The sequence below is a fragment of the Streptomyces sp. NRRL F-5126 genome, assembly GCF_000721265.1.
Classification (GTDB): domain Bacteria; phylum Actinomycetota; class Actinomycetes; order Streptomycetales; family Streptomycetaceae; genus Streptomyces.
In genome coordinates this window covers 133,047-151,374 of record NZ_JOFZ01000007.1, presented here as the reverse complement: position 1 = coordinate 151,374, position 18,328 = coordinate 133,047, and the positions used below count along the sequence as shown (strand labels likewise).

General features: G+C 73.3%; 17 protein-coding genes. 7 read left to right on the top strand and 10 right to left on the bottom strand.

From position 1 onward, the window contains the following. The first annotated feature begins 39 nt into the window (after window positions 1-39). The 3 genes from IH48_RS0116905 to IH48_RS0116895 all read left to right on the top strand — a co-directional run bounded on the left by IH48_RS0116905 (window position 40) and on the right by IH48_RS0116895 (window position 1,983). Window positions 40-1,089 (top strand): cytochrome P450, encoded by a 1,050-nt coding sequence (locus tag IH48_RS0116905; RefSeq protein ID WP_030904480.1) that lies wholly within the window; start codon window positions 40-42, stop codon window positions 1,087-1,089. A 36-nt stretch (window positions 1,090-1,125) separates the two neighbouring features. After that, window positions 1,126-1,488, top strand: coding sequence for a hypothetical protein (locus tag IH48_RS0116900; protein WP_030904478.1), 363 nt, complete (start codon window positions 1,126-1,128; stop codon window positions 1,486-1,488). Window positions 1,489-1,656: 168 nt separating this feature from the next. Then, the gene (locus tag IH48_RS0116895; RefSeq protein ID WP_051840012.1) at window positions 1,657-1,983 is read left to right on the top strand and encodes a tetratricopeptide repeat protein; all 327 of its coding nucleotides are present in this window, start codon (window positions 1,657-1,659) and stop codon (window positions 1,981-1,983) included. Here the strand turns inward: IH48_RS0116895 and ligD are convergent. From ligD to IH48_RS0116870, 5 genes are all read right to left on the bottom strand, one after another. Next, window positions 1,972-2,892 carry a non-homologous end-joining DNA ligase gene (gene ligD, locus IH48_RS0116890; RefSeq protein ID WP_030904474.1) on the bottom strand — a complete coding sequence of 307 codons (921 nt, stop codon included), beginning with the start codon at window positions 2,890-2,892 and terminating at the stop codon, window positions 1,972-1,974. The two genes, IH48_RS0116895 and ligD, sit on opposite strands and share 12 nt — an antisense overlap. 70 nt (window positions 2,893-2,962) lie before the next feature. Then, window positions 2,963-5,344 (bottom strand): phosphoketolase, encoded by a 2,382-nt coding sequence (locus tag IH48_RS0116885; protein WP_030904472.1) that lies wholly within the window; start codon window positions 5,342-5,344, stop codon window positions 2,963-2,965. A gap of 82 nt (window positions 5,345-5,426) precedes the next feature. Next, window positions 5,427-6,824 carry an NADP-dependent succinic semialdehyde dehydrogenase gene (locus IH48_RS0116880; protein WP_030904470.1) on the bottom strand — a complete coding sequence of 466 codons (1,398 nt, stop codon included), beginning with the start codon at window positions 6,822-6,824 and terminating at the stop codon, window positions 5,427-5,429. A 206-nt stretch (window positions 6,825-7,030) separates the two neighbouring features. Beyond that, on the bottom strand, window positions 7,031-8,875 hold the full coding sequence (locus IH48_RS0116875; RefSeq protein WP_030904468.1) for a transketolase: 1,845 nt from the start codon (window positions 8,873-8,875) through the stop codon (window positions 7,031-7,033). Window position 8,876: 1 nt separating this feature from the next. Continuing rightward, window positions 8,877-10,190 (bottom strand): NAD(P)/FAD-dependent oxidoreductase, encoded by a 1,314-nt coding sequence (locus IH48_RS0116870; RefSeq protein WP_051839938.1) that lies wholly within the window; start codon window positions 10,188-10,190, stop codon window positions 8,877-8,879. Window positions 10,191-10,439: 249 nt separating this feature from the next. Between IH48_RS0116870 and IH48_RS0116865 the strand changes: the two genes are divergently transcribed. Continuing rightward, complete coding sequence (locus IH48_RS0116865; protein WP_030904464.1) at window positions 10,440-10,892, top strand: DUF5709 domain-containing protein; 453 nt, start codon at window positions 10,440-10,442, stop codon at window positions 10,890-10,892. 77 nt (window positions 10,893-10,969) lie between these two features. Here the strand turns inward: IH48_RS0116865 and IH48_RS0116860 are convergent, their stop codons facing one another. Together IH48_RS0116860 and IH48_RS0116855 are read right to left on the bottom strand one after the other, a co-directional pair. Further along, a complete protein-coding gene (locus IH48_RS0116860; RefSeq protein ID WP_107059315.1) occupies window positions 10,970-11,497 on the bottom strand; it encodes an ATP-binding protein in 528 nt (175 codons plus the stop codon). A gap of 163 nt (window positions 11,498-11,660) precedes the next feature. Beyond that, the gene (locus IH48_RS0116855) at window positions 11,661-12,041 is read right to left on the bottom strand and encodes a hypothetical protein (protein WP_030904460.1); all 381 of its coding nucleotides are present in this window, start codon (window positions 12,039-12,041) and stop codon (window positions 11,661-11,663) included. Window positions 12,042-12,152: 111 nt separating this feature from the next. Here IH48_RS0116855 and IH48_RS0116850 point away from each other — a divergent pair, with 111 nt between their 5' ends. After that, a complete protein-coding gene (locus IH48_RS0116850) occupies window positions 12,153-12,533 on the top strand; it encodes a VOC family protein (RefSeq protein WP_030904458.1) in 381 nt (126 codons plus the stop codon). A gap of 44 nt (window positions 12,534-12,577) precedes the next feature. On the opposite strand, the gene IH48_RS0116845 is transcribed toward IH48_RS0116850, so the two are convergent. From IH48_RS0116845 to IH48_RS0116835, 3 genes are all read right to left on the bottom strand, one after another. Further along, window positions 12,578-13,111: a type 1 glutamine amidotransferase domain-containing protein gene (locus IH48_RS0116845; RefSeq protein ID WP_030904457.1), complete on the bottom strand. Its 534-nt coding sequence runs from the start codon at window positions 13,109-13,111 to the stop codon at window positions 12,578-12,580. Between the two features lie 100 nt (window positions 13,112-13,211). Beyond that, window positions 13,212-13,595 carry an SAV_915 family protein gene (locus IH48_RS0116840; RefSeq protein ID WP_030904455.1) on the bottom strand — a complete coding sequence of 128 codons (384 nt, stop codon included), beginning with the start codon at window positions 13,593-13,595 and terminating at the stop codon, window positions 13,212-13,214. A gap of 107 nt (window positions 13,596-13,702) precedes the next feature. After that, window positions 13,703-16,528: a helix-turn-helix transcriptional regulator gene (locus IH48_RS0116835; protein WP_234434285.1), complete on the bottom strand. Its 2,826-nt coding sequence runs from the start codon at window positions 16,526-16,528 to the stop codon at window positions 13,703-13,705. A gap of 236 nt (window positions 16,529-16,764) precedes the next feature. Here IH48_RS0116835 and IH48_RS0116830 point away from each other — a divergent pair, with 236 nt between their 5' ends. Next, window positions 16,765-17,439 carry a papain-like cysteine protease family protein gene (locus IH48_RS0116830; RefSeq protein WP_030904451.1) on the top strand — a complete coding sequence of 225 codons (675 nt, stop codon included), beginning with the start codon at window positions 16,765-16,767 and terminating at the stop codon, window positions 17,437-17,439. A gap of 8 nt (window positions 17,440-17,447) precedes the next feature. After that, window positions 17,448-18,314, top strand: coding sequence for a hypothetical protein (locus tag IH48_RS34415; RefSeq protein ID WP_051839936.1), 867 nt, complete (start codon window positions 17,448-17,450; stop codon window positions 18,312-18,314). Window positions 18,315-18,328: the final 14 nt, after the last annotated feature.

Genomic DNA, 18,328 nt, shown 5'->3' with positions numbered 1-18,328 from the left:
CGCGTCCCGTCACCCGCCGTTCGCCCCGGAGGTTGCTCCATGCCAGAACGACCGGCCACCGTACGCGCAGGACGGCCCGTGCGCTTCGCACCGCGGATCGACGCGCTGCTCGCACGCCACACCGGCGCCGACCTCTTCCGCCTGGAACCCGACACGATCGGCGTCGCCGGCCCGGACCTGATGGACGCGCTGCTGCGCAGCAGGCCCGCGAACGCCGAGGAGCGGCCGACGTTCAAGCCGGTTCGGGCGAGGTCGGTCAGCCGTACCGACGCCTCCACGTACATGCAGGCCGTGTCGTCGGACGTGCGCAAGGCGCTGCAGCGTCCCCTGGAGGACACCGTCGACCTGACGGGCCCGTGGCCCCAGGTACCGCACGCCTACCTGCGCGACCTGGTCTTCGGCCGGGAGCGCCTGCGCTTTCGCGTGCTCGTCGACCGCAGGCTGGAGCTCACCCCGAAGCTCACCTGGTCGGCCGTCACCTCGGGTGCCGCGCTGCTGCGTGCGCCCGGGCGCGAGGCACCGCTGTCGAAGCTCGCGTCACTCGTCCTCGACTCCGCGACCTACCAGGACCGCCGTTACGCGATGTACCTGTATCGGCGGGTCGCGGCGCCCGTGTGCTTCACTGTCGCGGCCCTCGTCACCAACGCGCTGTGGCTCGGCGCGCCGTTCGACGACGCCACGCCGAACCGGCACATCATCCACGAGGCCCTGCGCCTGCTGCCCGTGTCGTGGAACATCCTGCGGGTGGCGTCGCCCGAGTTCACCGCGGTGGACCGGCGGATAGGCCCGTCCGACGACGTGCTGCTGCTCCCGCTGCTGAGCCACCGCGACCCGAAGCTCTGGGACGAGCCCGGCGCGTTCCTGCCCGAGCGGTGGGACGGGCTCGACCCGGACACGCACCCGGGCTACCTGCCGTTCGGCCACGCCAACGAGCGCTGCTGGGGCCGCCACATGGTGATGCCACTGGCGGAACGGCTGCTCGACCTGGTGCGGCGCGACGGCCTGACGGTGGGCCGGGGCCAGACGGTGGGCAGGGTCGAACTCGACGGCCTGATGGAGGTGGCCGAGGTCCGCGTGGTACGCGGCTGACCCCACAGGGCACCGCGGACGGTGCAGGATGGCGCCATGAGTGAAACGCGCAGCGTGCCCCTGGCGGACATCCTCGGCGTCACGGCGCCCGGCCGGCTGCCCCGGAGGCGGAAGGACGGCCGCACCGCCCTGCTCCACTGGATGACCGGCGCCCGTCTCGAACCCTGGCAGCGCCAGCGCGCCGTCGACGAGTGCGCTCCCGAACTGCTGCGCCAGCACCCGGTCCTGTGCGACCTGGCTCCGCCTCCCGCGGCGAGCGACGCCCGGCTGGCCGCGTGGCTCGGCGCAGCGGAGCGGGAGATCGGCTCCACGCTGCCCGTGGCGCCGCTCGCGCACTGGGCGGGCCAGGACCCGGCGCTCGCGCTCTCCGGGCACGCGGCCGCCGGCCCGACCGGCTGAGACCGCGAGGGACTCCCCCACACATAGCTGTGGAATATTCAACTACCCGCTCCGGTTGTCAGGGCTGTCAGTCAGCAGCCGGCCCGTGAGGAGGGTCCTGTGGGAGAGCACAATGTTTCGGCGTACTACGAGTACGGCACGCCGGCCGAGCGGTGGGAGCGCGCGCGGATGTTCTTCGACGCCAAGGAGTACGTGAGCGCCGCGCGCATCCTCGGCGGGCTCGTCGCCGAGGAGCCCGCTCAGGTCGCCCCGCGCCTGCTGCTGGCCCGCGCCTACTACCACTCCGCGCGCCTGCGCAAGGCCGAGGACGAGCTGCGCGCCGTGCTGGAGCTCGACCCCGTCGAGTCGTACGCCCGCCTGATGCTCGGCAGGACGCTCGAGCGCCAGGGCAAGGCCGACGAGGCGGCCACCCAGCTGCGGATCGCCGCCGCGTTCAGCGGCGAGCCGTACGCGGAGAGCGGCCAGGGCAGCCGTGTGACCGTCTCACCGCAGTGACCTGAGGCGGCGCCTCGCCCGACCGAGTCCCCTGCCCCTGGCCGGCACGTCCGACCAGGGGTCTTTCCTTGCCTGCTCCAGGACCGTGCCGACGCTCCAGCGCCTGGCGTGCAGACCGGGGTCGCCGAGCTGGTCCCAGCTGATGGGCGTCGCGACGGGCGCGCCCTCCTTGGCGCGCACCGAGTACGGCGCGACCGACGTCTGGGCGTACGCGTTGCGCTGGATGTCCAGGTAGAGGCGGCCGCCACGCGCCTGCGTGCGCACCTCGGTCGTGAGGTGGTCAGGGTCACGGGCGGCCAGCGCCTCGGCCACCTCTCCGGCGAACTCCCGTACCTCGTCGAACCCCGCACGGCGGTCCAGCTTGACGATCACGTGCAGGCCGCGCGATCCCGTGGTCATCAGGGCGCCGGGCAGTTCGAGATCGCCCAGCAGCTCGCCCAGCAGCCCGGCGGCCGAGCGCACCTGCTCGAAGTCGTCGCCCGCCGGGTCGAGGTCGAAGACGAGGCGGTCCGGGTTGTCAGGACGGTCCGCGCGCGCCTGCCAGCGGTGGAAGGTGAGGCACGCCTGGTCAGCCAGGTAGAGCAGGGTGGCCGTGTCGTCGCACACGGCGTGGGTGACCGTGCCGCCCTGCTTCTCCAGCTCGGCGCGGCGGATCCACCCGGGGTACGACTCCGGGATGTTCTTCTGCATGAACCGCGGCCCCGCCAGGCCGTCGGGGTGGCGCTCCAGCATGAGCGGCCTGCCCCTCAGCTCGGGCACGATGTACGGGGCCAGGTCGTGGTAGTGCGTGACCAGGTCGGCCTTGGTCAGCTCGCGGCCGGGGAAGAGGACCTTGTCCGGCCGGTGCACCTCGATCATCCTGCGTCCCGCCCGTACCGTCCGCGGGCCGCCTTTCGCGCCGCCGCTCATCGCCGCGCGCACCTGTCTGCCGCCGTCATCGTCAGCGTCCCTTCCCGTGCCGTCCCGCCGGCGCCGGCCGTCAGCCCTGCCACGTCCACTCCGCGACCTCGGGCAGGTCCGTGCCGTGCTCGCGGATCCACGCGTGGTGGCGTGCCCGCGCGTCGGCCATGGCCTGGCGCACCGCGACCGCCCGCACGCCGAGCCCGGGCACGCGGTCGATCACGTCCATGACGAGCCGGTACCTGTCCAGGTCGTTCTTGACCACCATGTCGAAGGGCGTGGTGGTCGTGCCCTCCTCCTTGTACCCGCGCACGTGGAGGTTCGTGTGGCCCGCGCGCCGGTACGCGAGCCGGTGGATCAGCCAGGGGTAGCCGTGGTAGGCGAAGATCACCGGCTTGTCCCGGGTGAACAGCGCGTCGTACTCGGACTCCCGCATACCGTGCGGGTGTTCCTCGTGCGGCAGCAGGCGCGCCATGTCGACGACGTTGACCACGCGCAGGACGAGCTCGGGCAGGTGGCGCCGCAGCAGGTCGGCCGCCGCGAGCGTCTCCTGCGTCGGCACGTCGCCGGCGCAGGCGAGTACGGCGTCGGGCTCCCGCGTGCCGTCCTCCGTGCCGGCCCAGGCCCACACGCCGAGGCCCCTGGTGCAGTGAGCGATCGCCTCGTCCATCGTGAGCCAGTCGAATGTGGGCTGCTTGCCCGCGACGATCACGTTGACGTAGTCGCGGCTGCGCAGCGCGTGGTCGGCCACCGAAAGCAGCGTGTTGGTGTCCGGCGGCAGGTAGACGCGCACCACTTCGGGGCTCTTGTTGAGCACGTGGTCGACGAAGCCCGGGTCCTGGTGCGAGAAGCCGTTGTGGTCCTGGCGCCACACGTGCGACGTGAGCAGGTAGTTGAGGGAGGCGATGGGGCGGCGCCACGTCAGCCTGCGCGAGGTGCGCAGCCACTTGATGTGCTGGTTGACCATCGAGTCCACGATGTGCGCGAACGCCTCGTAGCTGGAGAACAGGCCGTGGCGGCCCGTCAGGAGGTAGCCCTCGAGCCAGCCCTGGCAGACGTGCTCGGAGAGGATCTCCATCACGCGGCCGCCGCGCGCCAGGTGCTCGTCGGTGGGGAGCGTGAGCGCGTCCCACGCCTTGTCCGTGGCCTCGTAGAGGGCGCCGAGGCGGTTGGACGCGGTCTCGTCGGGCCCGACGACACGGAAGTCGCGGCGCCCGGCGGTCGCCGCCATCACGTCCTCGAGCAGCGCGCCGAGGATCTTGGTCGGCTCGTGCAGCACGGTGCCGGGACGTTCGACGGGCACGGCGTGCTCCGTCAGCGGCGGCAGCGGAAGTTCGCGCAGCATCAGCCCGCCGTTCGCGTACGGTGTGGCGCCCAGCCTGCGGGTCCCCTCGGGCACGAAGCGCAGCAGCTCGGGCAGCGGTGCGCCGCTCTCGTCGAACAGGTCGTCGGGACGGTACGAGCGCAGCCAGGCCTCGAGTTGGCGCAGGTGACCGGGGTTGGTGCGCACCCCGCTCAGCGGGACCTGGTGTGCCCGCCAGGTCCCCTCGACGGGCTGCCCGTCCACCTCGCGCGGTCCCGTCCACCCCTTCGGCGTGCGCAGCACGATCACGGGCCACCGGGGGCGCTCGGCGTCGCTGCCCTCGCGGGCGGCGCGCTGGATGCCGCCGATGGTGTCGAGCGCCCCGTCCATCGCCACCGCCATGGCTCGGTGCACGGCGAGCGGCTCGTCGCCGGTGACGTGGATCGGCTCGTGGCCGTATCCGCGCAGCAGCTCGTCGAGTTCGTCCTCGGGCAGCCGGGCGAGTACCGCGGGATTGGCGATCTTGTACCCGTTGAGGTGGAGGATCGGCAGCACGGCGCCGTCGTGGACAGGGTCGAGGAACTTGTTCGCATGCCAGGAGGCGGCCAGGGGGCCCGTCTCCGCCTCGCCGTCCCCGATCACACACGCGACCAGGAGTTCCGGGTTGTCGAGGGCCGCGCCGTAGGCGTGGGCGAGCGAGTAGCCCAGCTCGCCGCCCTCGTGGATGGAGCCGGGTGTCTCGGGCGCGACGTGGCTGGGCACCCCACCGGGGAAGGAGAACTGTTCGAACAGCCGCTCCATGCCCGCACGGTCTCGGCCGACGTCCGGATAGGTCTCCCCGTAGGTGCCCTCGATCCAGGAGTTGGCGAGGACGGCGGGACCGCCGTGTCCTGGCCCCCACACGCACAGCGCGTCGAGGCCGCGGTCCTTGATCACCCGGTTCAGGTGGGTGTGGACGAGGTTGAGCCCCGGTGACGTCCCCCAGTGCCCGAGCAGCCTCGGCTTGATGTGCTCGGGTGCCAGCGGCTCGCGCAGCAGGGGGTTGGCCATCAGGTAGATCTGGCCCACGGCGAGGTAGTTCGCGGCGCGCCAGTGCGCGTCGAGCGCCGCCAGGTCGGCGTCGGTGAGCCGCTCAGCGGGGGTCTTCGCCTGGTGCATGTTCTTCTCCCTGCTCGTTTCCCTGGGCGGTGGCACCCCGTGCCGGGGCGGCGCGTCGGCGTGGCGGCGGGCAGCGGGGCGGTCAGTCCTGGGCGCCGCGCCACACGGTGGTGATGTTGCAGAACTCCCTGATGCCGTGGCCCGCGAGCTCGCGCCCGTAGCCGGAGCGTTTGACGCCACCGAACGGGAACGCGGGGTGCGAGGCGGTCATGCCGTTGACGTACACGCCGCCGGCTTCCAGGTCGCGGACGAACCGCTCGATGTCCTGCTCGTCGCGCGTCCACACGTTGGAGCTGAGTCCGAACGGTGTGTCGTTGGCGACGGCCACCGCCTCGTCGAGGTTCGCGACCCGGTAGAGGGTGGCGACGGGTCCGAACGTCTCCTCCCGGTGGACGCGCATCTCGGGGGTGACGCCGGCGAGCACCGTCGGCTCGTAGAACCAGCCCGCGCCGGCGCCGTCGGGCCGCCCGCCCCCGCAGAGGACCTGCGCGCCACGGCTGACGGCGTCTGCGACGAGCTCCTCGAGGTCGGCGCGGCCCTGCTCGCCGGAGAGCGGGCCGACGTCGGTGTCCTCGTCCATCGGGTCGCCGACGGTCAACTCGCGCATGGCGGAGGTGAACCGCTCCGCGAAGGCGTCGTACACGTCGGTGTGCACGACGAACCGCTTGGCCGCGATGCACGACTGCCCGGTGTTCTGCACCCGCGCGGTGACGGCGGTCTTCGCGGCCTTCACGATGTCGGCGGAGTCCATCACGACGAACGGGTCGCTGCCGCCGAGTTCCAGCACCGTCTTCTTGACCTCGTCGCCGGCGATGGACGCGACGGAGCGGCCGGCGGGTTCACTGCCGGTGAGCGTGGCGGCGGCGACGCGCGGGTCGCGCAGGACGGACTCGATGGCGTCGGAACCGATCAGCAGGGTCTGGAAGCAGCCCTCGGGGAAGCCGGCCCTGCGGAAGAGGTCCTCCAGGTAGAGGGCCGTCTGCGGCACGTTGGACGCGTGCTTGAGCAGCCCGACGTTCCCGGCCATCAGGGCCGGGGCCGCGAACCGCACCACCTGCCACAGGGGGAAGTTCCACGGCATCACGGCGAGCACCACGCCGAGCGGCCGGAACACGACGCGCGCGGCAAAGGCGCCGGAGTCCTTCACGTCCGCGTCCGAGGGGTGCTCGTCGGCGAGCAGCTCCTCGGCGTGCGCCGCGTACCAGCGCATCGCCTTGGCGCACTTGGCGGCCTCGGCGCGTGCCTGTGCGACCGGCTTGCCCATCTCGGTGGTGATGGTGCGGCCGATGTCCGGGGCGTCCTGTTCGAGGAGGTCGGCGGCGCGGCCGAGCAGGCGGGCGCGCTCCTGGAACGACGTGGTGCGGTAGGCCCTGGACGTGTCGTACGCCGTGGCGAGCATGCGCTCGACGTCCTCGGGCCCCAGCGGGTCGAACGTCTTGAGCGTCTCCCCCGTGGCGGGGTTCACCGTCGCGATCGGCATGACCGGTTCCTCCTGGAGTGGTTGGTTACGACCTTGAGGTGGCCTCTTGGACGGCGCAACACGGACTCCGCCGCCCACCGGCGGTGCCGGGGGCGGCGGAGCGGGGGCTCACTGCCGAACCCTCCCGGGAGGGGCTGGCCGACGCACCCGCAGGGGACGGGTAACCAATCGGGAGGGTTCATGCACGGTCCACGGCGCCGCCACGGTCAGCGGATGATCTTTTCGGTGAGCAGCCGCACGCCGGCCGCGATCGACTCGGCGTCGATGCCGGCGGCGCGGCGCTGCTCCTCGCCGGTGCCGGAGCCGGGCATGTCGGTGACGGCCAGCCTGACCAGGCGGCGCGGCGCGGGCCTGGCGTCGGCGAACGCCTCGGCCACCGCATCGCCGAGGCCGCCCTGCGGGTGGTGGTCCTCGACCGTGATCAGGCACTCCGTGTCCTCGGCCGCCGCCATCAGCACGTGCTCGTCGACGGGCTTGAGGCTGTACATGTCGATGACGCGGACGGGGATGCCGTCCTTCGCCAGCGCGTCGGCAGCGGCCAGGCACTCGTGCACGGTGACGCCGGTGCCGAGCAGGGTGACGCGGTCCGCGTCCGACCGGCGCAGCACCTTGCTGCCGCCGACGGGGAACTCCTCGCCGGGCCCGTAGATCACCGGGGTGCCGCTGCGCATCGTGCGCAGGTAGCGCACGCCGTCCAGCTCGTGCATGGCGGCGACCAGGCAGGCGGCCTGGTTCGCGTCGCACGGCTGGAGCACGGTCGAGCCGTGGATCGCGCGGAACATCGCGATGTCCTCGACGCCCATCTGGGAGGGGCCGTCCTCGCCGATGGACACGCCCGCGTGGGAACCGACGACGTTCAGCGAGGCGCGGCTGACAGCGGCCATGCGCAGGAAGTCGTGGGCGCGCGTCAGGAAGGCCGCGAAGGTGGCCGCGTACGGGACCCGCCCGACCGCCTGCATGCCCACCGCCGCGGCCACCATCTGCTGCTCCGCGATGTAGCACTCGAAGTACCGGTCGGGGTGCTCCTTGGCGAAGTACTCCGCGCGCGTGGAGTCGCCGACCTCGCCGTCGAGCACGACGACGTCCTCGTAGGCGTGGCCGAGCGCGGTCAGCGCCTCGCCGAACGCGTCGCGTGTGGGCACCGTTTCGCCGAGCTCGTACCGCGGCAGCCGCAGTTCGCGGTGGCGTGGCCCGGTCTCCTGCGCGGGCTCGCCGGGCCGGTGCACGTCCACCCTGATCGAGCGCCTGCCGCCGAGTTCCTCCACGGCGGCCTCGGCGTCCTTGACGGGCTTGCCGTGCATGCCCTCGCGGTCCTCCACGGCGCGTACGCCGCGGCCCTTGCGGGTGCCGGCGATGATCGCGGTGGGCCGCCCGGCGGTCGACTCGGCCTCGCCCAAGGCCCGCTCGACGGCCTCGATGTCGTGGCCGTCGATCTCGATGGTGTGCCAGTCGAAGGCGCGCAGGCGCCTGCCGTAGGCGGACAGGTCGCGCTGGTGACGCGTGGGGCCGCGCTGGCCGAGCCGGTTGACGTCGATGATCAGGGTGAGCGCGTCCAGGTGCTGGTCCCCGGCGTGTTCGGCGGCCTCCCAGACCGACCCCTCGGCCATCTCGCTGTCGCCGGACAGGACCCACACCCGGTGCGGCGTGTGTTCGAGGCGCTGGTTGGCGAGCGCCATGCCGACGCCGACCGGCAGGCCCTGCCCGAGGGATCCGGTGGCCACGTCCACCCAGGGCAGGCGGGGCGTGGGGTGGCCCTCCAGGCGGCTGCCGAGGGTGCGGTAGGTGAGGAATTCCTGCTCGTCGATGGCGCCCGCGGCCAGGTACATCGAGTACAGCAGGGGCGACGCGTGCCCCTTGGAGAAGATCAGCCGGTCGTTGCCCGGGTGTCCGGGGTTGCCGAAGTCGTAGCGGAGGTGGCCCGCGAGCAGTACGGCCATCAAGTCGGCCGCCGACATGGAGGATGTCGGGTGGCCGGAGCCCGCGCGGTCGGCGACGCGTACCGAGTCGACCCTCAGCTGCTGTGCGAGTTCTGCCATTTCACGGGTGTCCATGTCACTCCTTCGCTTTCGCTGCGACGGCCCTGCCGAGTTCGGGCGCCGACGACTCCAGCGGCACCGCGCCCGAACGCACCAGGCCGAGCTGGACGGTCTGACGCGGCATCGCGGCGTCGAAGAGCCAGTCCGCGGCCACGCGGACACGGTTGGCGGGCATCGCGGCCAAGTGGTATCCGCGGGTGACGGCCCCCGCGAGTGGCCCGGCGAGCGGTACGCCGAGCGGATTCGCGGCGGCCTGGGCGCCGCCGAGATCCACGACGAACCCGAGGTCGCCGTGGCGGTAGTGCCGCCACTGCCCGTACCCGAGGGACGCGGCGACGTTGCGGGCCGCCGCCTTGCCCTGGCGCGAGGCGTGCTGGGCGGTCATCGGGGTGTACTCACCCGGCCTGGTCAGGTCGGGCACGGCCGCGGCGTCGCCGCACGCGAACACCTCCGGCCTGCCCGGTACGTTCAGCATCGCGTCGACCACGAGCCTGCCGCGTTCCACGGGCAGGCCGACGGCCGAGACGAGCGGGTCGGGCCGCACCCCCACGCACCACACGAGGGTGTGCGTGTCGACGTGCTCACCGTTGTCGAGCGTGACGCCGCGCGCCGTCGCCTCGCTGACGGACGTACCGGGCATGACCTCGACGCCCCGCTGCCTCAGCACCCGGTCGGCGGTGTCCGACAGGCGCCGGTCGAGCTCAGGCAGTACCCGGGGGGCCACGTCGAGCAGCAGCCAGCGCGAGGGGCCGCAACGGCGCCAGTGGCCCTGCCTGCGCACGATCCCGTCGGCGAACACCTTGCCCTGCGCGGCGACCTCGGTGCCGGTGTACCCGGCGCCCACGACCACGAAGGTGGACCTGGCGGCGCACTCGGCCGGGTCGTCGGCCGCCGCGGCGAGTTCGATCTGCCGGGTCACGTGATCGCGCAGGTAGAGCGCCTCGGGCAGGCCCCTGAACCCATGTGCGTGCTCGGCGACTCCGGGCACGGGCAGCAGTTTGTTGACGCTGCCCACGCTGAGGACCAGCCGGTCGTAGGGGATCCGGCCGCGGTTGCCCTCCGGGCCGATGTAACCGACCCGTCCGGCGTCCAGGTCGACCTCGTCGGCCTCCCCGAGCACGAGCCGCACGTGCGGCAGGGTGTCCGGCAGCGACACGGCGACCCGTCTGGCCTCCAGGGCGCCCGCCGCCACCTGGGGCAGCAGGGGCAGGTAGAGGAAGTAGTCGGTCGGGTTCAGCAGGACGATCTCCGCCCGCCCCCGCAACCGCTGGGACAGGACGCGGGCGGTCTCGTATCCGGCGAATCCCGCTCCGACGATGACGATGCGCATCTGGCTCACGCTCGACTCCGGTCGATGGCTTTTCGCGTCTGCGGACGAAAGCACCGCGTGCCCCTGGTCGGCCGTGGCAAACACGCGGCGCCCGCCACCTGGGGTTTGAGCGGCGCCGGGTTTGGTGGCAGCGTGGGATGTGGACCGTCCGAGGGCGGCGCGGATAGCGCGGTCCGCGCCGGGTAGCCGGGGTCGAACGCAATCGGACTCGACGAGGTGATCCACGTGAGCGGAGAGAACACCGATCCCATGGCCGACGACGTCTACCAGCCCGACGCGGACGCCGAGGTGCGGGAGGACGAGGGCATCCTCGACCCGGAGGACAGCCTCAGCGACCGCGTGGCGGACCCGTACGACGAGGGCTGGTCGCCGCCGGAGCGCCCGCTCGGCGTCGAGGGCGAGGGCATCACGGCCGAGGAGCAGTACGAGGGCGAGACTCTGGACGAACGGCTGGCCGAGGAGGTCCCCGACCCGCCCGTTGTGGCGGGCGACGGCATCGGCGACCTGCCGCAGGGCGACGGCGAGGTCCGCGACGACGAGGTCGGTGGCATGAGGTCGGGCCGTCTCGTGGCGCCGGACGAGGGCGCCCACGCGGACGCGGAGAAGGACATGGTCGCGGAGGACGTGGGTATCGACGGCGCGGCGGCGTCGGCCGAGGAGGCCGCGGTGCACACCGTCGACGAAGACGAGTACACGCCCTGACGGACTGCCCCGCGGCCCGTGTGGCGGGTGCGGGGCAGTCGTCGTGCTCGGCGGGCGCCGTGCGGCGCGCCGGCCGATCAGGCAGGTGTGGGGATCCGCGGCTGCGACATCGCGTCCGCCGCGGCCGTGCCGGCGACGGCCACCGGGACCGGCCCGGCCGGCTCAGGGTGGCGCAGTTCCGCGTCGACGAGGGTGAGCGGGACGAACGGCACGCGCGGCACCGACAGCGGGGCCTCGACGCTGCGCGTGAACCAGACCACTTTGCCGCCTGTCGTGGCGCAGGTGCCCCAGCTGTCGCTGAGCGCGGCGATACGGGCGAGCCCGCCCCCGGCGGTCAGCATGCGCGGCATGCGCGGCCCGTCGTCCTCGACGGACGCCGTCAGGCGCCGTCCGGACCAGCGGATCTCGAGCAGGCAGCGGCTCTCGTCGCCTACGTGGCGGTGGACGTTGGTCAGCAGTTCGTCGATACCCCTGCAGACGGCCCGCACGTGCAGGTCGAGTTTCCAGTGCCGGAGGTGGGCGGCGACGATGCGCCGGATCTGCGGTACGCGCTCCTCGGAGGCGTGCAATTCCAGCTCGTAGTGACGGTCGAGTGGAACTGTCATGATTCAGGCTCCTCACAGAGAGGCCCACATGCTTCACATCGCGTGAACGACCCCCGAGCACGAAGCGTGAGCAACAGCCACTTCTGGGTCACCCAAAGCCTCACCCGACTGGGCCGAACGCGCAACACGATCACCCGCGCACCGTGCGTGACCTGGGACCACGTCACCTGCTCGCGAGCCGCAACTGCACCTCTTTCTCCTGGTCGCCCGACGAGGTGCCCACGACGTTCACCGCGAACGCCGACGACAGCGTCACGCGCAGCCCCTCGACGGCCTGGTAACCCCCCTGCAGCACCGCCGTGACGGGCGCGCCGAGCGGCACGGGGTGCGGCTGCTCGCGGACATCCGTGGTGTCGAAAGCCGCCGTCCACACCGTCGTCCTGCCTCCGCTGTCCGGTTCCTGCGGCACGTCGTCGGGTGCGCGGTCGGACGCGTAGGCCGTGTGCAGGACACCGAAGACGGCGTGGGCGTCCGCCGGCGCGGAGCCCGTCAGTTCCACCACCACCGTCGCCGCCGCGTGCGCGGACTGCTCCGCACTGGTCATGACTGTCTCCTCATCGTCCGGTGCCCGGGGCGGCTCCCCGGTTCCCCGGCGGGTACCCGTGGCCCCCGGCGGCAACCGTGTGCGAGCTACCCACGGGGGCACACGCGCCGCATGACCGTCGCGAAGACCACCGTGCTCGTACTGGACGCCGCGGAGCCCGCGGAACCGGCCGACTTCTACGCCGCTCTCCTCGACGCCGAAACGCGGCAGGGCGACGATCCCGACTTCCTGGAGATCGTCGGTGACGCGGGTGTGCGCCTGGCGATACGCCGAGACCGCAGCTACGCGCCGCCGAGCCGGCCCAGGCCCGAGACCTCGCAACAGGCCCATCTGCGCATCCTGATGGAGCGCGGCGAGATGGACGCGGCGGAGCGCGAGCTCATCGGGTTGGGCGCGCGGCCGCTGGACACGAGGGACAACGGGGGCCCTCGGGACACCCGCATCCACTCGGACCCGGCGGGCCACTCCTTCACACCGGCCGTCCGCATGTGATGCGTGGCCCGCCGTGCCGCGGGAGGGGGCTCGGTGAGGGTCTTTCAGCCGCCGAACTGCGTGATGAAGGCCTCGCAGAACGCCTTCAGGTCGTCCGGTTTGCGACTCGTGATCAGCGGGCTCGGCGCGCTCGTGCAGACCTTGACCTGCTCGTCCACCCAGGTTCCGCCCGCGTTGCGGATGTCGGTCCGCAGGCTGGGCCACGAGGTGAGCGTCCTGCCGCGCACCTGGTCGGCCTCGACCAGCGTCCACGGCGCGTGGCAGATCGCCGCGACGGGCTTGCCGGCGTCGAAGAAGGAGCTCACGAACGCGACGGCCGCCTTGTCGGTGCGCAGCTGGTCCGGGTTGGCCACGCCGCCGGGCAGTACGAGCCCGTCGTAGTCGCCGACGGACGCCTCGCCGACCGTGCGGTCCACGGGGAACGTGTCCGCCTTGTCCAGGTGGTCGAACGCCTGGATCCGGCCGGGGGTGGTCGAGATCAGGTGGCGTTCACCGCCCGCGTCACCGACGGCCTTCCACGGTTCGGTCAGCTCTACCTGTTCCACGCCTTCGGGAGCCACGAGAAAAGCGACTCGCATGTGATTCACGTCCTTTCCGCTCGCACGGGGTGTGGTCGTGCAGCCCCGACCCTCCCGTGTGCCCAGCGGTGCTCCGCTCACACGGGAGCGGCGGACCGGCTCACAGCGAGCGGCGAGGCCCGACCAGCTGGATTCTCCCGGCTGTACGGCACTCGCGCGCGCCGAGCGGAGAGGGAACACGGACGTCGGCGGGCGCCGGGCGCGGAGCCACGAGTTGCGGGTCGACGGTCAGCGCGGTGACGCCGATCGGCACGGTGAGCGCCCGCAGCGCGGGCTCGGCGAGCCTGAGGTAGGGCTGGCCGGCGCCGAGTGTGGCGGTGAGCAGGCGGACGGACGTGAACGCGACCGCGGTGCGCGCCCCGAGCGGCGTGCGGAAGAGGCGTACGCGGTGGCCCTCGCCCTCCGGCCTGACCGGGACGAACACGGTCCCGGCCGGGACGCGGGCGCGCGGCCCCGCGTCGCTTGCGCTGGGGAGCTCCGGCATGGTGTCACTCCTGAGGACGGACGGCGGCGGCCCGCGGGCGCGGGCGGAAGGCGCTACGACAACGATAGGCCCCCAGCGCGGCACTCGATGCCACCCCCGCGCGCCGCTCAGGCCCGCCGGGCGCCGGGACGCGCGGCGGACCGGCGGAGCAGCACGCCCAGTTCGGTGCGGGAGCGGACCCCGGCCTTGCGGTAGATCCGGGTCAGGTGCGCCTCCACGGTCTTGACCGCGAGGAACAGGCTCGTGGCGATCTCCCGGTTGGTCGCGCCGGCCGTGGCCATGGTGGCCACCTGGTACTCCGTGCCGCTGAGCGCGTGCACCAGGGAGCCTTCCGTGCTCCCGCCGTCCTCGCCGCGTTCCAGCCGGGCGAGCTCGGCCGTCGCCTGATGCAGCCAGGTCCTTGCCCCGCACTCCCGGAACACCGCGGCGGCCCGCTGCCATGCGGCGCCGGCCGCCGTCGGGTGGCGACGGCGCCACTCGACGCTGCCCAGGGCGAGCAGATCACGCCCGTGTTCCAGGCGCAGGCCGTGCTCCTGGTGGCAGTCGGCGGCCCGGTGCAGCGAGGCGACCGCCTGCCCGATGCCGTTCTTGTCCGTGCCGGCGGCCGCCCGCAGGGCCTGGGCGCGGTGCAGGGAGGCGGCCACCCCGGCGCGGTCGAGGCGTTCGGCGGTGCCGAGCGCGGCTGCCGTGAGGGCCGCGGCCCTGGCGTGCTCTCCGGCGGCGACCAGCGCCTCGGCCAGGTCGACGGCCCACGGGACCGCCAGCGGGTCGACGATGCCGCGCCGTTCGGCGATGCCGCGTGCACGCTCCAGGCTCGCGACGGCGGCCGCCGTGTCCCGCGAGCGGAGCTGGACGTGGCCCAGGGTGCACAGTGCCAGGGGAAGGAAGATCTGGTCGTGCCTCGACAGCGAGGTCTGGACCCCTTCGCGTGCCAGCGCGGCGGCCCGCGCCAGGTCGCCGCCGGCCGCCTCGGCGAGTGCGACGCTGTGCAGCACCGGGCCGTGGCACACGCCGATCTCCCGGCTGAGCCGCGTGACCTCGTCAGCCGACGCCAGGGCCTGCGCGCCGCGTCCTGCACGCACGTCCACGTCGATCGACGCGCAGAGCAGGAAGATCACGTCCTCCACGGTCCCGCTGTCCCTGGCCCGCTGGATCAGGGACGCGAGCTCCGCCGCGGCCGCCTCGTGCCGGTCCGCGAACAGGTCGAGCCTGGCCTTGATGGCGCGCGGGCCGTTGTGGCCGCCCGGCAGTCCGCTGTCCTGCGGTCGCGACAGCGCGCGGGCCAGCGGCTGCCCGGCGTCGGCCCGCCCCAGGACGGCGGCGGTGAACGCCTGCAGCGACAGCGCCATCAGCTCGGTCGTACGGTCGCGTGAGCGCGCCGCGAGCTCCGCCGCGCGTGCCGCTTCCAGGCGGGCCAGCGCGGTCCTGCCGTCGGTGATGTGGGCGCGCAGCGCGCGTGCGTAGTGCAGCTGCGCGTGCAGCCCCAGGTCGTCGCCGACGCTCACGAGCATCTCGGCGAAGACCTCCGAGGTGTCGCCCAGCGCCTGGTTGGAGGCGTGGATCACGAGGATGCACGCCTGGACGCGCTGGGTGGGGGTCGCGCTGCCGGAGATCACCCGGTGCGCCAGCTCCCGGGTCAGTTCGTAGTCGGCCGCGTCGTAGGCCAGTTGCGCGCCGGTCAGGGCGCGCTCGGCGACCAGTGCCCCGCGGTCGGCGGGGGTGCGTTCGAGAGCCAGCCTGCCAAGACGCGCGGCCGTTTTGGTCGCGCCGCGGCGGCGTGCCTGCTCCGCGCCCGACGCGAGCGCCGCCGCGAGCGGCTCTTCCGCTCCTGTGGCGGCCAGCGCCAGATGGCGGATGCGCTCCACCGGGTCGTCGGCCGCCCGGGCGAGCAGGGCGTGCGCCGCGCGGCGGTCGTCAGCGGGGCAGTCCGTGAGGGCGGCCGCGAGCATCGGGTGAGTCAGGCGCAGCGATTCGCCCGTGACGGTGAGCAGTCCCGCCCGGCAGGCCGTGGCGACGGCGCCGTCGGTGTCCGTCCCGGCCACGCTGCCGTGTCCCTGCCCGGCGGGGCAGGCGGCGACGGCGGCCAGACTCAGGTGCCGCGGGGTGGGCCGGGAGTCGAGGGCGATCAGCAGCAGCACCCGCCGGACGGCCGGGTCGAGGTCGCGGAGCGGCCCCGCCACGAGGGCGCGCAGCCGAGCGGTCAGCGGCAGCGGGTCGTCCCTGGCCGGGGGCTCGGGGAGCGTGGCCACCGCACGGGTGAGCTCCAGGGCGAACAGCGGGTTGCCCGCGCTGGTCTCGTACACCTTGCGCAGCAGCCAGTGCGGCAGTTCCGGATGCCCCGGCAGCGCCGACACCTCGGGGAACGAGAGAGGCGGCAGGACGACTTCGGGTGCGGCCGCCGGGCAGAGGGCGGGTCCTGCGGCGGGTGCGGCACCCGGGGTGGTGGTCTCGGTCACGAGTGTCCGCACGCGCGCCGTGTCGAGCCGCCGGGCGGCGAATGCCAGGAGCTGGGCGCTCGCCCGGTCCACGTGCTGCGCCGCGTCGATGACCAGCAGCACGGGGCGGTCCCGGCCGAGGGCGGCCAGCAGGGAGAGCACCGCGAGGCGAAGGGCCACCGGTTCCGGCCCGCCCGGTGGTGGAGGCTCCCGGCGCAGCGCCTGGCGCAGGGCCGAGCGCTGGGGGTCCGGCAGCATGTGCAGCCGGTCGCCGGTGACCGTGCGGAAGAGGTCGGCGAGTGCGGAGTGGTCGAGGTCCCGCTCGGCTTCCCCCGGCTCGGCGGACAGCACCAGATCGCCGCGGTCGCCGCGCCGGCCGGCCAACGCGCGGGCGACGAAGGTCTTGCCGATGCCGGCGGGGCCGTGCAGCAGGACGCCGCCGTGCTCCACCAGTTCGCCGTCGAGCCGCTCCAGCGTCTCGCGGCGCTCTCCCCGCACGGCGTTGAGCATGCGCGACCCCCGGCCCCGGCGGGGGCGGTCCCTGCCGGGCGTGGTGCATCGTGTCCCGGGTGCCACCGGCAGTCAAGAGGTGCGGCCCGGCGGGGCGGACGCCGCCTCGCGGCCGGCGGGTAACCCCTTGTTCTCCGCCGTGAGGGGTCCGGTGCGGGGCGCGGCGCTCCTATGGTCCTGGCGTCTCGCTCACCTCCCACCTCCACCCCCACAAAGGAGTGACGATGGCTCTGCGCAAACGCGGCAACCCGCCCGACCCGGCCGCCGCCGCCGGCTCCGCGGCCCCTGCTCCCGCGGCCCCTGTCCCCGCCCGCCGCGGCGGGAAGCTGCTGCTTGCGGCCGTCGCGGCCGTCGGGCTGCTCATACCGTGCGCCGCGACCGCCACGGCGGCCGGACACGGCTCGTCCCACGCGGCGACCGCCGGTCAACTCAACTTCACCGAGCAGGTCCAGACGCAGGACGAGTGGTGCTGGGACGCCACGGCCCTGTCCATCGCCCAGTTCCTCGGCTACGGCGCGGGCGTCAACCAGAACACGTTCTGCGACTACGCCCGCGGCCTGCCGGCCGGCTACCCGTGCCCCGACCAGGCAGGCCAGCTCAGCGACGCGCAGCGGGGCTGGCAGGGTACCGGCATGCGCGACGTCGGGCAGGTGACAGGACCCGTGTCGTTCAGCACCGTCACGCAGTCGATCGACGCGGGCTCCCCCGTCGAGGTCGGCATCTACTGGACGTCGGGTGGCGGGCACGCCAACGTGCTGTACGGGTACGACGCGAACAGCCAGACGCTGATGTATGCGGACCCGTGGCCGAGCAACCCGCGCTACGGCGAGATGAACTACAACTCCTACGTCAGCAACTACCAGTTCCGGTGGGGCCAGTCCCTCTACGGGGAGAGCTGAGGCGCGCGATGAACCGCAAGGAAACCCGCACACGCGTCCGCACCCGCGCACTGCTCGCCGCCTCGTTCACGACGGCGGCCCTGGCGCTGTGTTCGTCCACCGCCTTCGCCTCGGGCCCCGCCACCGTCCACGGGCCCTCCAAGGCCGACCTGGTGAGCGCCGCGCAGGCCGCCTCCACCGGGCAGGCGGTCAGCGGCCTGTCGACGTTCTTCGCACACCTCGACGCCCGTGCCGCCGGGCACACCGGCCTGGTGGCGCACGCGGAGAAGGCGCCGGCCGCGGCCGCTGAACATCCTCGTGTCGACGGATCCGCGCAAGCCGTGTACGTACTCAACCCGGCTTTCGTGAAGGGCGGTTCGGCGTCCGCTCCGGTCGCGCGGTTCGCCTTCGCGGCCGTCGGGGCGACCTCCGCAAGGGGCAGGGCCGCGAGCGTCTGGCTGGGCAAGGACCAGCACACCGGGCGCTGGTCGGTCATCAACAGGATCTCCGGCTCCGACGAGGTCTCCTACCCACGGCAGGGCAATGGTGACCTGGTGTTCTCCGAACCGCAGACCGACGCGTGGTACCGCGTGCACGCAGACCGGGTCCTTCCGCTGAACGGCTCGGCGCGCCACGAGGTGGGTACGCGGGGTGTCTCGCTCGCCGGCTACCAGAAGCTCGTGCACGGCCGCTACGCCGACAAGATGGCGGGCTCCGCGTACCAGAAGGCGGGCAAGCTGGGCGGCTTCCCGACGGGGACCGGTACCGCTCCCGCCGGGCAGCACTCCAGGGCCGGCACACCGGCCGAACTCGCCGCCGGCGGGGGGCTTGCGGCTGCTGCCCTCGCCTGCGGCGGCGCGTGGCTGCTGCGCCGCAGGCGCGGCACGGCGACCTGACACGCGCAGAGTCG